Below are 12,583 nucleotides of genomic sequence, written 5' to 3'. Positions count from 1 at the left end.
ACGCCGTCGTCGCAGGGCTCTGCCAACCGTGGCACTCCGGCGTCGCGGAAGGTCATGTCAACCGGATCAAGATGCTCAAGCGCCAGATGTTCGACCGCGCAGGATTCGAGCTCCTCCGCAGACGCGTCCTGCTCGCCGGGTGACGTTGTCAGCGAGCCTGATCCGGCTGCCTGTGTTCGTCATCGATCCTGCGGGGCATTACGCCGAGGATCAGCTTCTCAAGTGCATGCGGCATTGGCCCGAAGCTGGCGACCCAGGTCTCGACAAGGTAGATCTCACTGCCCTCATCGATACCTAGAAAGAAACGGCCGCCATCCAGTTCGCCGAGCGGGAAGAGATGTCTCCCCAAGGAATCGCTCCACTCGGAGAAGCGGTCATCCTCTCCCCGAGCCAACTCCGGGTTCAGTTCGAACGGTTCCCGAGCGCGGTTGATGCCCGGGCCACCGATGCTCACGGTCAGCCCCCCGAACTCCTGGAGAAACGCCTCCGCTGCGTCGTGCATGACGATGCCGACCGATTCGAACATGGACTGCCAGCCGGCCGTGTCGACCCGCCTGCCCGCCGTCCATCCCGAAGCTTCCAGGACCTCAAGCACATCCGGCGACCATTCACTCATGACCGGCCCATCCCCCCAACTTGAAGCATAAGGCGATCATCCCAGCAGACGACCCGAGTTGAACAGCGCGTGACCGCACCACAAGAAGTGGCTCTGTCGCTACTTTGGGGATACCCCCTTCTTGATCATGGTGAGAGCAGGATGCGGCGTCGTAGAAGATCGAAGTCGTGGTGAGGGCGGCCTGGATGGTCGCGCGGTCGCGTCGCATGCCGTTGGCCAGAGTCCGGAGTTCGCGCTCGCCAACGAGGCAGACGTCGGCGATCCAGACATCGAGGGCCACACCATGATCAACCTCAGCGCCAACCACGGCTCGATCGAATCCCAGGGCCGTCCTATCTCGGACGCCAGCCGCAAGGTAAGGCGTTGACCAGTGGGCGAACCTCAGAACAGACGATGCCGACTGCGGGCAGGAGTGAGCGTTAAGCGCCGACAGGACGCTGATCACTCCGCGGGCCAGCGCCTTCGTGCTTGCCGTGCTACTCGCGATGGCCATCGGTCCCCCGATTTCCGGCCGCTCTCAGACGGCGCTGATCGGCGCCAGGTTCTCGGGGAGCTGCCAACTGCCGCCGCGGTCCTCCTTCGAAAAGCGCGAGACGAGATCGGGAACGTGCAGGAAGCAGGCCAGCGCGGTGGCGGCCTGGAAGGCGTCGATCGCACGCTGGGTCATCGGCATGCCCAGGCGCAAGAGACGCGGATTCACTGCGCCCCGGATCTCGTCGACGAAGGGCCGCAGCACGCTGTCGTAGTTCGCCAGTGCAGTCGGCAGGTCGCCCGAGTGCCGGTTGATCTCGCCGGCCAGGACGCAGGCGCCCACCAGGCCGCCGGAGATGCCCATGCCGCTGTAAGGGGAGGCACAGTGGGCGGCGTCGCCGGCAAGGACCACGCGGCCCTTGGACCAGGTGCGGTTCGGACCTGGACGATCTCCTGGGAGTAGAAGAAAGGGCTCGTCTGCATGCCGTCGATGAAGCGCTCGGTCTGCCAGCCCGCGTCGCGGAACCTGCTCGCCCAGAACTCCCGCTGGCGTCGGTGGGCTGGCCTGTCTGCGGATCGTACTTCAGGGTCAGATCGACCCAGTTGGTGGTCGGGCCCATGGAGTACTGGAGGGGGTCGCCGTACTCGTCGTAGCCGATGGCGGAGACGTAGGTCCAGGCGTTGGTGCCGGAGCCGGCCACACTGGTGGGCTGACCGTACTGGTCGTAGCCGTAGTTGATGGTTTCGGCGGACAATCCGCCGCCTGCCGGGTCCTGCTGGCCGGCCAGCGTGCCGGTGGTGTCGTAGGTGTAGGACTCCGTGTAGCCGGCGGACGGGGCCAGTGACGCCAGGTTGCTCGGCAGGTTCGCCAGCGTGGTCTTCGAGGCGGCGACTGCGCGCGGTGCGCAGCGGCCACTCCCGATTGCCGTGTCCTGGACACCGCCCCGCCTCCGGCTCGCACCGCCCCGGCCGGGAAAGACCAGGCGGCGGGGAAACCAGCCGCGGAGCCGGAGCCCTCAGCCGGCACAGACACCGAGGGCGTGGCAGCGATCTTTTCCGACCACGCCCCCTCCCCCGCGGCCGATGCTCCGTCTTCCCCAGCACCAGCGTCTCGTGCCCGCACCGCCTCACCGCATGCAGCATCCCGGCGGGTGAAGCGGTGGGGGAAGATCGCGCAGCGGATCGTGCCCCACGACCTTCAGCCCGACGTCCTGCGCCTGGAGCTCATCGAACCCGGGGACGCGTTCCGCGCCTACCAGCAGCGCACCGAGCCGGACCTCGCTCTCCTCGCCGAACTCCACAAGCGCAAGGCTCGCGCCTTCCGCTTGTGGGCCGACGTGAGTGGCGACGCCTCCCTGCGCCACGAGGCGCAGCGCGCCGAGAAGGCCGCGCAGACCACCAGTGAGATGCACGAAAACCGCACCGGCCAGCCCGTCGACGACACGGCGGGCGGCGACCAGCCGGTCGTGGAACGGCTGCTGACCCAGAATCAGGCAGTGCACGCCCGCGCCGTACTGGACTGTGTCGCCGCCCACTCCCCGTACCCGGAGGGCGAAGTACGCCTCGCGGTGCTCCTGATCACTCTGCGGGCCGTGCGCGCCGGCACCGGAAACATCACCGGCCAGGACCTCACCAGCTGGCTACAGGGCGATGCCGAGCGGGTACTTCAGCAGCTGGTCGCAGCCGACTGGCTGCGCCTGCCCGGCACCGTGGCCGAGGTGATGGCCTCCCGTCCCGAGGAGCCCACCACCGTTACTGTCCCCACACTGCTGCCCGAGCGGCCCCGGCCGTTCGCTTTCGGCTCGGCCAGCCGCTCGAGGATCTCCGGCTGGGCCCAGAAGGCCGTGGGTGGCCGGAAGCTCCGCAAGAAGAAGCTCGGCGCCGCAACCCGGCTCCTGGCCCTGTACACCGCGGCCCACATCCGCCCCGACGGACACCTCGGACACGTCGAGGACGGCGGACTCCACCTGGACCAGGCTGCCGCCTTCTGCACCCTGCCACCTGACCAAGTCACCGAGCACGCAGCACTGCTGGTCACCGCCGGCTGGCTCGCAGAAGCCGACATCGCCGGAGGAAAGCTTCACGGGCAGCTCGCCGAACGCGTCTGGCCGCTGGGTGGTCTGCTTTGACTTGCTCCTCGGACTGGCGCCCGAGGATTCTGGCCCTCCGGTCCGGTGCTGAGCCGCTACGAGGTCGGCCAAGCCGTGCCAGGGTCGGCGGAGCTTGATCAGCTCCGTCTTGTAGAGGCCGATCTGGGACTCCATGAGCGCGTTGTCCAGAGCGTCGCCGACAGTGCCGATCGAGGCGTCGATGCCGGCCGCGAGCAGGTGGGCAGTGACCGCGAAAGACGTGCATTGCCCGCGTCCGAGTGATGAACGAGGCCGGGACCTGCGAGCATGCCGGCCCGGTCGCGGCGCCAACCATCCTGTTGGGTTACGCCCGTTCACCTGATTCCTCCGAGGATGCCCCGGCCTTCAGGCCGGGGAGGAATCGGAGCAGGGCAGGGATAGCCGGATCACTGCCAGGGCGATCCGGCGTCCACCATCCCCGCAGGTGAGGGGCACCACGAAGATCGATAGGACTCAACTGTCAGCCCTTCCCGCTAGGTTCGGATGCATGACGACGGGGGCGACCATGGAGCAGGGGGCCGGGCATGCCCGGTACACCTTCCGTGTGCGCGTGTCGTCCACGGCCCGGCGTGCACTCGAAGCGGAGTGGGACCGGTGCCGGTGGATCTGGAATGAGTCGGTCGCGAAGTCCAAGACCGTCCATACCCGCAATCGGTCGACCGGCGAGAAGACGACGTGTGGTCCGGCGCAGCTCGACAAGATGCTGACCGAGACCCGGCGCGTGACGCCGTGGCTGGCTGCGGGCGCAAGCGTGCCGCAGCAGCAGGTGATTCGCGACTTCGCCAAATCGCGGGGGAAGGCGCTCAAGGACATCAAGGCTCGGTTGCCGATGCGGCAGCGGGCCGGGATGCCCCGGTACAAGAAGAAGCGTGAGGCCCTGCGGAGTCTGAACTACACCCAGCGTGGTTTCCGCCTCAAGGACGGGCGTCTGCAGCTCGCCGGCGGCATCGTGGTGCGTCCGGTGTGGTCGCGGGACTTGCCCAAGCCACCGTCCAGCGTGCGCGTCTACCGGGATGCGGTCGGGCATTGGTGGGCGTCGTTCGTCGTCCGGGTCGAGATCGAGCACCTGCCCGCAACCGGCCGTGTGATCGGGATCGGCTGGGGCGTGAAGGAGACTGCGACCACCACAAGCGATGAGCACGACCTTCCGCATGCCCAGCACGGGAAGACGGCGGCGCAGAAACTCGCCCGCTATCAGCGGATGATGGCCCGGCGCCGTCCGGCGAAGGGGCAGGCCGGATCGAAGGGCTACCGCGAGGCGAGGCGGAAGACCGCGAAGACCCATGGGAAGGTGGCCGCGCAGCGCACCGACACCGGCCGCAAGTGGGCGAAGAGGGTCGTCCGCGACCACGACAGGATCGCGGTGGAGGATTTCCGGCCCCGTTTCCTCGCGAAGTCAACCATGGCGAAGAAGGCCGCGGACGCGGCCATCGGCGCCACAAAGAAGGCTCTGCTGGACATGGGCCGCAAGCACGGGCGCGATGTCCGCCTCGTGCACCCCGCGCACACCACCATGGACTGTGCGCAGTGCGGAGCGAGAACCAAGCACGCACTACCTCTTTCGGAACGAACATATGCCTGCACCGCGTGCGGGTTCGTGTCCCCTCGGGACAAGAACTCGGCCCGCGTGATGCTGGTCCGGGCGGGTTGGTGCCCGGCAGGTGCTGAGGGCGTAAGACCACCTGGAGCGCTGCCCCAGGCGGCTGCCTGAGCCTGGAATCCCTGATCAGCCCGAAGGTGCCCCCGCAAGGAGGCGTCCGGCCGCAAGGCCGGGCGGGAATCCCCCGCCTTCAGGCGGGGGAGCCTTCAACTGCTCAGTAGGGCAGTTTCGTAGTCCTTGAGAGTGCGACCAGCTACCCACCCTTGAGACTCGGCCCTGGACACGTCCAGGACCACGGAGTGCGCCAGCTGATCCACGGCGTAACGGGTGAGCGGCGGCTGCGCGTGCGGGTGCAGCCGGGCCAGCGTCTGGGCGGCGCCCGCCATGGCCCGGGCCACCGGCAGCGGGATGTGGCCGATGCGTGCCGGTACGCCGTGGGCGCGCAGGACCGTCCGGATCGCCTCGTCTCGGTCGTACGGCGCCGGGTCGGCGATGTTGTACGCGCCCGGCGGCCAGCCGGCGGCCGTGAGGCAGGCGTCGGTGAGGTTCTCGACGGCGGTCAGACTGAGGCGGACGCTGGGCCCCGGCAGCATGAGCAGATCGCGGCGGACGCGGGAGAGCAGCCGGGGCACCAGGTGCGGGTCCCCGGCGCCGTAGACCGCCCGCGGCCGCAGCACCACGGAGCCCGCGGCGAGGGCCAGCGCTTCACCGGCGGCCTTGGTGCGGCCGTACGCGTTCAGGTGCCCGCGCACCGGATGGTTCTCGGTGATGCGGGAACGGCCGGGGCCGGGCGCGTAGACACTGGCGCTGCTCACCCACACCACCGGCCGGCCGGCGGCCGCCTTGAGCAGCCGCGCCGTGCCGTCGACGTTGACGGCGAGCATGGCGGCTTCGGCCGGGGAGCCGGGTACCGGGTCTCCGACGGCCGCCGCGCAGTGCACGACGAGGTCGGCGCCGGACAGGTCCGGCACCTCGCGTGCGGCGTCCCAGGGGATGTGCCGGCCGACCGGGCCGGGGCGCCGTCCGACGCACAGGACGTCCGCGCCGCGGGCGGCGGCTGTGGTGGCGACGTGCGAGCCACAGAAGCCGCTCGCCCCGGTGACGGCGATCGTGGTCATCGGTTCTCCGCAGGTAGGGGGCCGTCCGCGGCCCGGACAGTGAGGGAGCGCCAGCCGGGCAGGGCCGCGCCGCGGTCGACGCGGGCGCGCAGGACGGCGGGTCGGTGGGGGGCGAGCGCGGCGAGGGTGTCGTCGAGCTGTGCGCGTGCGAGCCGGGCTCCGGGGCAGGCGTGGGTGCCGGCGCCGAAGACGAGTTGGGCGACGGCGGGCGGAGCCGGGTGGCGGGCGTCCGGCGGTTCGCTGTGGGCCCCGGCGGCGTGCCGCGCCACCAGGATCAGGCGGTCTCCGGCCCGTATCGGGCAGCCGGCCGCCTCAACACTGGCGGCCGCCACACGCGGCAGCAAGGGCGACGGGGCGGTGACCCGCAGCAGTTCGGCCGTCAGGGACGGCCGCAGCAGTTCGTCGGCCGCTTGGTCCCAGAGCCGTGCGTCGGCGCACCAGGCGGCGGCGCGCGGCAGGGCCGCGACGGTGGTGTTGACGGCGGCGACCGCGAGTACGGCCCGCAGGGCCGACTCCTGCTGCCCGCCGGAACCGGCCGGGGCGAGGAGCGCCTCCAGCCGTGCCGTCGCCGCGGCCGCCGCCCGTGCGGTGCCCGGCCGGCGGGGGCCGGGCAGGTGGTCGCTCACGGCGGCGGCCGCGGCCTCGGCTGCCGCTGCGGCGACGGCTTGCGGGTCGGCGGCGGTGCCCAGGAGCGCGCAGACGGTGGCCCCGGCGAGTTCCCGGGCGAGCGGTACGAGATCGACGGCGCGGCCCGTGCCGAGCGGAGCGAGACGGCGGGTCAGGACCTCGCGCCACACCGGGCGCAGCCGCTCCACCCCCGCCGCGCCGAGACCGTCGGCGGCCTCCCGCCGGGCGGCGCGGTGACCGGGGCCCTCCTGGTCGAACAGCGTGCCGCCAGCCGACAGTGCCCGGGCGGCGCCGCCCGTGGTGCCGGCCGCGGTGCGGTCGAGCGGGACGCTGGTGAGGACCTGGCGGTAGGGCTCGCTGCCGTGCACCAGCACCGTGCCGCCGACGCGGGTCACCGGCCGGCGGCGGGTGGCGGCGAGGAGGGCGAACAGCACGGGGTGGGAGCGGGTGTACACGCGCCGGTCGCGGCGCCGGGCGGCGCGCAGCGCGGACGCGGTGGGGGTGGCGGGGGCGGCGGGAACCGTGGTCACCTGATGTGCACCTGCTTCGGATCGGCGGGCCGGTAGCGGCGGTCCCAGCACCACAGCAGGGTTCGACAGGCGCCCCACGCGCGCAGGCGGCGCAGGCTGGTGTGCACCACCATCCGCTCGGCCCGGGCGATCCGGTCGCTGTGCTCGCGCGCCCGGTTGAGGAGGACGACGTCCTCGGGCGGTCCCTCCAGAGGAACGCGTGGCGTTCCCCCGCAGCGCAGGTACAGGGCTGCCGTGATGGCGAGGTTGTGACCGTGGCACAGCACGTAGGGCGCGCGGTAGCGCGGGTGCCGGTGTTCCGCGCGGTAGCGCCCGTACAGTGCGGTCGCCCTGACGACCGCCGGGAGCAGGTACCGCTCGGCGAGTGAGGGCCGCTCGTCCCGGCGCGGCAGGCTGCGGCCGCAGGCCATCTCCGTCCCGCGTGCGAACTCCTTGCGCGCCTCGGTGACCCAGTCGGGGGCGGGCAGGCAGTCGGCGTCCGTTCGCACAAGCAGTTCGGCGCCGTGCGCGACGGCGTACCGGAAGCCGGTGTCGGCGGCGGCGCCGGTGCCCCGCTCCTCCTCGCGGACGAGGTGCACGGGAAAGGGCGCGGTGGCGGCGAAGCGGCGCACGACGGCGGCGGTCGCGTCGGTGGAGGCGTTGTCGACGACGACGAGCGCGAAGCCGGCGTCGGTCTGGGAGGCGAGCGCGTCGAGGGTGGCCTCGATCCCGGCCTCCTCGTTGTAGGCGGGGACCACGGCCCACAGCGACGGCGCGCCGGCGGGCGCGGTCATCGTCGGCTCCGTTCGGCGAGGCGCCGGGCGGCGAGGCGCGCGGTCGCGGCGCGGTCGGGCTTGAGGGAGCGGCCGGACAGCGGGATGTCGGCGAGCAGCACCGCGTCCGGGCGGGCGGCCCCCATGCGCTCCAGCGGTCCGTCCAGGGCCGCCCGCAGTGCGGCGCGGTCCGTCCCGGTGCCCGGCTGTACGACGGCGACCAGGCGCTCGTCGCCGTCGCCGGCCGGCACGCCGACGAGCAGGGCCAGTTCGACGCCTGGTACGTGCAACGCCGGCTCGTAGAGTCCCGGGTAGATGTTCTCCGCATGCCGCAGGACCATGTCCTTGAGGCGGCCCTTCAGCACGATCCGGCCGCCGTCGAGGCGTGCCCGGTCGCCGGTGGCGATCCACGGGTCGGGGTCCTCGCCCAGGTAGCGGTCCCGTGCGGCGGGGCCCGTCAGCAGCAGCTCCCCGGAGGCGTCGGTCTTGGCCGTCACGTGGGGCAGGGGCGTGCCGACCAGGTCTCCCTCGCCGGTGAAGGCGGCCTTGTCGGCTTGCTCGACCGCCGCGGCGGGGAACAGCTCGGTCAGTGCGTAGACGCCCCACGCCTCCTCGGCGCCCGCGCGCTTGACGCGGGTGAGCAGCTCGGCGCTCGCGGGGGCCGATCCTGTCCACACCCGCCCGCAGAACCGGCCGCCCGCGGCGAGCAGCCGCCGCAGCTGCGGCGGTGTCAGATAGGTGGCCTGCGGGGCGAGGCGGCGCAGTTGGCGCCGCAGCACAGGCACGGAGCGGGCAGGCAGCGCGACCGGAGCTCCGCTCGCGAGGGAGGGTACGAGGACGAAGAAGGTGCCGCCCAGGACGGGCCGCCCGGCCTCGGGCCGTACCAGCTCGGCCACCGTGGTCATGCCGGCGGCGAGCGAGGAGCGGGTGTGCACCACCGCTCGGGGCCGCGAGGTGGTGCCCGAGGTGAACACGATGACCGTGTCGCCGTCCTCGTCCACCGGGCGCGGCACGCCCGTGGTGCGGACGTCGGCCTCCAGGGCGGGGGCGCAGCCGGGCAGCCGTGGGCCGACCGTGGCCACCGGTCCCAGCTCTGCGAGGTCCGGCAGGGCCAGGCGGGCGCGGCGGGCGAGCGGCCGGGCCCATCCGGCGACCGCCTGGGCGGTGGCGTCGGCGAGGACGAGGTCGGGTCGTGCCAGGGCGAGCCGGGCGCGCAGCACATCGGGGCCGGCGCCCGGGTCGAGCACCGCGGCCCGGGCGCCGAGCCGGTGCACGGCGAGCATCACGGCCAGGGCCCGGGGCCCGGGCCGGACCGCGACGCCGACCGTTGCGCTGCGGGCGATGCCTCGTGCGTGCAGGGCGGCGGCGTAACGGTCGGCGAGGTCGGCCAGGTCCCCGCACGTGGCCCGGACGCGTACGGCCCCGGTCGGGGTGGTGCCGAGGACGGCGGGCCGGTCGGGGGCGGCGCGCAGGGCATGGGTGAGTGTGTCGAGCATCAGCGCGGGTCCTCCGTGTGACGGCCCGGTCCTTTGTCGAGGTACCAGCGGGCGGTGCCGACCAGCCCGTAGGCGCGCAGCCGCCGGGTGGAGTTCTCCACGACCATGGCACGGGCGTGCACGATCGCGGTGGTGCGGCGCCGTACCCGGTTCAGGAAGAGACGGTCGGTGGGGGAGGGGCGGCGCGGCATGCCGCCCACGGCTTCGTACAGGGCGGCCGTGATGGCCATGTTGTTGCCGGCGTGCATCCGGTACGGGGTGAGGTAGCCGTGCCGGCGCCGGTGGGCGGGGCGTATGCGGCCGAAGAACGCGGCGACATGGACCAGGGCGCGGAAGGCGGCGCGTCCGAGCGGTCCCTGCTCGTCGCGGCGTGCGTCGATCCCTCCGCACACCAGGCCCGCCCCTTGCCGCAGGCTGTCACGGGCGGCGGCCGTCCAGCCGGGCCGCGGCAGGCAGTCGGCGTCGGTGCGGGCGAGCAGCGTCGCGCCGTTTCCGATGGCGTACCGGAAGCCGGTGTCCACCGCACTGCCGACGCCCTTCTCGGGCTCGCTGAGCACGTGGACCGGGAAGGGCGCCCAGCGGGCGAAATCGTGCACGACCGCCGCGGTGCCGTCGGTTGAGGCGTTGTCCACGACGACGAGAGTGAAGTCACGGTCCCGCTGGGCCGCGAGCGCCTCCAGCGTGGCGCTGATACGCGCGGCCTCCTGATACGCCGGCACGACCACCCAGAGGGCACTCATGACTTCTCCCACACCATCGTCATGATGCTCACGCCACCGCCCAGGCCCACGAACAGCACCCGGTCGCCGGGGAGCAGCCGCTCGTGGACCCGATCGAGCTGCACGCCCAGCGTGGCGCTGGCCATGTTGCCGAGCTCGGGCACCGTGACGACGAGCCGGTCCTGTGGAACACCGGTGATCTCCACGAACCGCTCCAGGTACGGCACGGTGACCTGGTGCACCAGGATGTGCCGGAAGTCCGTCCAGGCCAGCCCGGTGCGCTGCCGCATCCGGTCCAGCACCGACGTGCCGACCTTCTCGAACACCTCACGCAGTTCGCTGCCGTCACCGTGGAAATACGTGTGCTCGTCGCCGCGTGGGTGACGCGAACCACCACCGAAGATGCCACCGACCGACCAGCGCTCGGAGTGGGTCTCGGTGTCCACGTCGAGGATGCCGCCTTGGTCCACCGCCTCCAGCACGACCGCCGCTCCCGCGTCACCGAAGGTGTAGCCCGCGAAGCCGTCGCGCAGCTGGGCCAGGCCGGAAGGGGCGTGCTGCACCGCCCGGCTCGGGGTCTCACCGGTGACGACCAGGGCCCGGCGGGCGCGGCCGGCGAGGATCATCGCCCGGGCCGTGTCGATGCCGTTGACGAAGCTGTTGCACGCGTTGGTCACGTCCAGCGCGTGCGCCCGGGAGCCGAGTTCGGCCTGGACGATGTGCGCGGTCGCCGGTTCGACCACGTCCCGCGTGGCGGAGGCGAACACCAGCAGGTCCACGTCGTACGGGGCGAGCCCGGCCCGGTCCAGCGCGGTGCGGGCCGCACGCACCGCGAGCGTCGAGGCGTACTCGTTCTCAGCGGCCGCCCGACGCGAGGCGATGCCGGTGGCGCGTTCGAGTATCCGCGCCGGCAGGGACAGCCCGGAAGCTGCGGAGATCGCCTCCTCCAGCTGCCGGGACGTCACTTCGCGCCCTGGCAGGGAGGAGGCCACTGCGGTGATGCCCGCCCGGCGCATGGAGCCGCGAGCAGCGTGGTCTGTGTGCATGAGCTGCACGCTATGAGCGGAGCAGGACAACCCGCCTGAGTGCTGGTACTCAAATGGCATGGGTAATCAGCCGGGCACGGCCACTGCCGTCCTGCCTGCTCGTCGCCCCGCCATCCCAGGCAACTGGCGAGCGCGACGGCCTACCGGACGACCGCCTGATTCAGCAGCACGTACATGGCCGACGTCACCACGCGCTGCGCAGCACCTGGCCCGGTCCGCCGATCGAGCGCCCTCGCTTCTGCGTGAAATACGCGGCACCGGGCCGGATCAGGCCTGGCGCCAGGAACGCAGCCGCTCGGCGATGCCGTACGAGTCCAGCTGCAGTCCCCGGATGTCGTAGATCAGTTCCCGCCAGAGTTCGAACTTCGTGTCCACGCGTTCTCCGGAGGCCTCCAGGTAGGCGATGGCGACGCCGTATCCGTACACCTCATTGCGGGCCGGGAGCGGGCGCAGCAGCACGCACTCCTCCAGCATGACCGCAGCCCGCCAGAAGGCGTCGGGATGGTGCTGATCATGCCGGGGCGGGTCGACCCGGTGGCGCTGGGCCATGCCGACGAGCACAGAGAAGTCGTTGACGGTCAGGTCGTCCCGGAGGATCTCTTCCTGGCGCTCGAGGAACCACCGGTAGTCGACATACACGACGGGAGGCACAGGTCAGGCCGCCCGCGAGGTGTCGTGCGCGACGGGCGGCAGCCCGCCGAACTCGGCGTCGAAGGCGTCCATGACGCCGGGCTCGCTGATCGCGCGGCGGAAAGCGGCGGTCGCCGTCTGCAGGGCTCGCTCCTGCTCCTTCTCCCCCGCCACCTTGGCGAGGTAGGCCTTCACAGAAAGACCTTCGGCGGCGGCGAGGCCCTGCAGGGTGTCCCTGGTGCTCGTATCGACCTTGACAGTGGTTTCAGCCATACCCGCAGTATCCCTCACGGTATACGCTCCGCGCTACCTATCCGCCTGGGGCATCGGGCAATGTCAGGGTGGCAGGCGGGATGACGGGCATGACAACACCTGCAGCTGTGATCATGGATACCGCCGCTTACGCGCAGGCGGTCGAGGACGCGGTGAAGGCATCGGCCGCCTACTACCGCGGGTGGGATGTCGGCCTGGACGACGACGCCTACGACCGGCTGGTGCGAGGCATCGCCGCGTGGGAGGCCGAACATCCTGACCAGGTGCCGCCCGACTCCCCCACCGGGAAGGTCGCGCGGCGCGATGGAAGGCGATGCCCCACACACGGTGGCGATGCTGAGTACCTGTTCCTAAAGCCCATCACCGATCTAAAGGGCCAGGACGTGGGATCTTCTGCATCTGTCAGGGTGAACCAATCGGTGATGGCTACCAAATGCGTTGCCGGGCGGCATGTCGCGCACCAAGGCATGGCCTTATGCAGCTAGGGTCCGTCTTCAAAGATCATTCGAGTGGTGGATCATGGCGTCGTGGTACGTCGTCACGAACTCACTGATCAGGAGTGGGAGTTACTCGCTC

At 71.5% G+C, this 12,583-nt stretch carries 13 protein-coding genes and 2 pseudogenes; 4 read left to right on the top strand and 11 right to left on the bottom strand.

The genetic code is table 11. From position 1 onward, the window contains the following. Positions 1-148 precede the first annotated feature (148 nt). Positions 149-616 carry an SUKH-3 domain-containing protein gene (locus ABZ484_RS28630; RefSeq protein ID WP_358868815.1) on the bottom strand — a complete coding sequence of 156 codons (468 nt, stop codon included), beginning with the start codon at positions 614-616 and terminating at the stop codon, positions 149-151. Between the two features lie 121 nt (positions 617-737). Here ABZ484_RS28630 and ABZ484_RS28625 point away from each other — a divergent pair, with 121 nt between their 5' ends. Then, positions 738-983, top strand: a complete 246-nt coding sequence (locus tag ABZ484_RS28625) for a hypothetical protein (protein ID WP_358868814.1) — start codon at positions 738-740, stop codon at positions 981-983. A 150-nt stretch (positions 984-1,133) separates the two neighbouring features. Here ABZ484_RS28625 and ABZ484_RS28620 read toward each other — a convergent pair whose 3' ends face one another. Then, positions 1,134-1,451, bottom strand: a complete 318-nt coding sequence (locus tag ABZ484_RS28620; protein WP_358868838.1) for a hypothetical protein — start codon at positions 1,449-1,451, stop codon at positions 1,134-1,136. 787 nt (positions 1,452-2,238) lie between these two features. On the opposite strand from ABZ484_RS28620, the gene ABZ484_RS28615 reads away from it, so the two are divergent. Next, positions 2,239-3,216 (top strand): hypothetical protein, encoded by a 978-nt coding sequence (locus tag ABZ484_RS28615; RefSeq protein WP_358868837.1) that lies wholly within the window; start codon positions 2,239-2,241, stop codon positions 3,214-3,216. 60 nt (positions 3,217-3,276) lie between these two features. Here the strand turns inward: ABZ484_RS28615 and ABZ484_RS28610 are convergent. Beyond that, positions 3,277-3,470: pseudogene (locus tag ABZ484_RS28610) on the bottom strand (IS3 family transposase); the annotation flags it as partial. A gap of 233 nt (positions 3,471-3,703) precedes the next feature. Here ABZ484_RS28610 and ABZ484_RS28605 point away from each other — a divergent pair. Then, positions 3,704-4,927 (top strand): transposase, encoded by a 1,224-nt coding sequence (locus ABZ484_RS28605; RefSeq protein WP_358868813.1) that lies wholly within the window; start codon positions 3,704-3,706, stop codon positions 4,925-4,927. Between the two features lie 95 nt (positions 4,928-5,022). Here ABZ484_RS28605 and ABZ484_RS28600 read toward each other — a convergent pair whose 3' ends face one another. From ABZ484_RS28600 to ABZ484_RS28565, 8 genes are all read right to left on the bottom strand, one after another. Beyond that, positions 5,023-5,934, bottom strand: a complete 912-nt coding sequence (locus ABZ484_RS28600; RefSeq protein ID WP_358868812.1) for an NAD(P)-dependent oxidoreductase — start codon at positions 5,932-5,934, stop codon at positions 5,023-5,025. After that, positions 5,931-7,091, bottom strand: a complete 1,161-nt coding sequence (locus tag ABZ484_RS28595; protein WP_358868811.1) for a cytochrome P450 — start codon at positions 7,089-7,091, stop codon at positions 5,931-5,933. Before ABZ484_RS28595 ends, ABZ484_RS28600 begins: the two co-directional genes overlap by 4 nt. After that, positions 7,088-7,864: a glycosyltransferase gene (locus ABZ484_RS28590; RefSeq protein WP_358868810.1), complete on the bottom strand. Its 777-nt coding sequence runs from the start codon at positions 7,862-7,864 to the stop codon at positions 7,088-7,090. The genes ABZ484_RS28595 and ABZ484_RS28590 overlap by 4 nt, the downstream gene beginning before the upstream one ends. Then, complete coding sequence (locus ABZ484_RS28585; RefSeq protein WP_358868809.1) at positions 7,861-9,339, bottom strand: class I adenylate-forming enzyme family protein; 1,479 nt, start codon at positions 9,337-9,339, stop codon at positions 7,861-7,863. The genes ABZ484_RS28590 and ABZ484_RS28585 overlap by 4 nt, the downstream gene beginning before the upstream one ends. Further along, positions 9,339-10,079 (bottom strand): glycosyltransferase family A protein, encoded by a 741-nt coding sequence (locus ABZ484_RS28580; RefSeq protein ID WP_358868808.1) that lies wholly within the window; start codon positions 10,077-10,079, stop codon positions 9,339-9,341. Before ABZ484_RS28580 ends, ABZ484_RS28585 begins: the two co-directional genes overlap by 1 nt. Further along, positions 10,076-11,104: a ketoacyl-ACP synthase III gene (locus tag ABZ484_RS28575; RefSeq protein ID WP_358868807.1), complete on the bottom strand. Its 1,029-nt coding sequence runs from the start codon at positions 11,102-11,104 to the stop codon at positions 10,076-10,078. The genes ABZ484_RS28580 and ABZ484_RS28575 overlap by 4 nt, the downstream gene beginning before the upstream one ends. A 267-nt stretch (positions 11,105-11,371) precedes the next feature. Further along, positions 11,372-11,755, bottom strand: coding sequence for a toxin Doc (locus ABZ484_RS28570; protein WP_358868806.1), 384 nt, complete (start codon positions 11,753-11,755; stop codon positions 11,372-11,374). 3 nt (positions 11,756-11,758) lie between these two features. Next, positions 11,759-12,007 carry an antitoxin MazE7 gene (locus ABZ484_RS28565; protein ID WP_358868805.1) on the bottom strand — a complete coding sequence of 83 codons (249 nt, stop codon included), beginning with the start codon at positions 12,005-12,007 and terminating at the stop codon, positions 11,759-11,761. Positions 12,008-12,096: 89 nt separating this feature from the next. Here ABZ484_RS28565 and ABZ484_RS28560 point away from each other — a divergent pair. Continuing rightward, positions 12,097-12,349, top strand: a pseudogene (locus ABZ484_RS28560) (NAD-dependent DNA ligase LigA); the annotation flags it as partial. Between the last annotated feature and the right edge of the window lie 234 nt (positions 12,350-12,583).

It is taken from the genome of Streptomyces sp. NPDC006393 (assembly GCF_040628575.1).
Lineage (GTDB): Bacteria > Actinomycetota > Actinomycetes > Streptomycetales > Streptomycetaceae > Streptomyces.
This window is presented reverse-complemented; position numbering and strand designations above follow the sequence as displayed.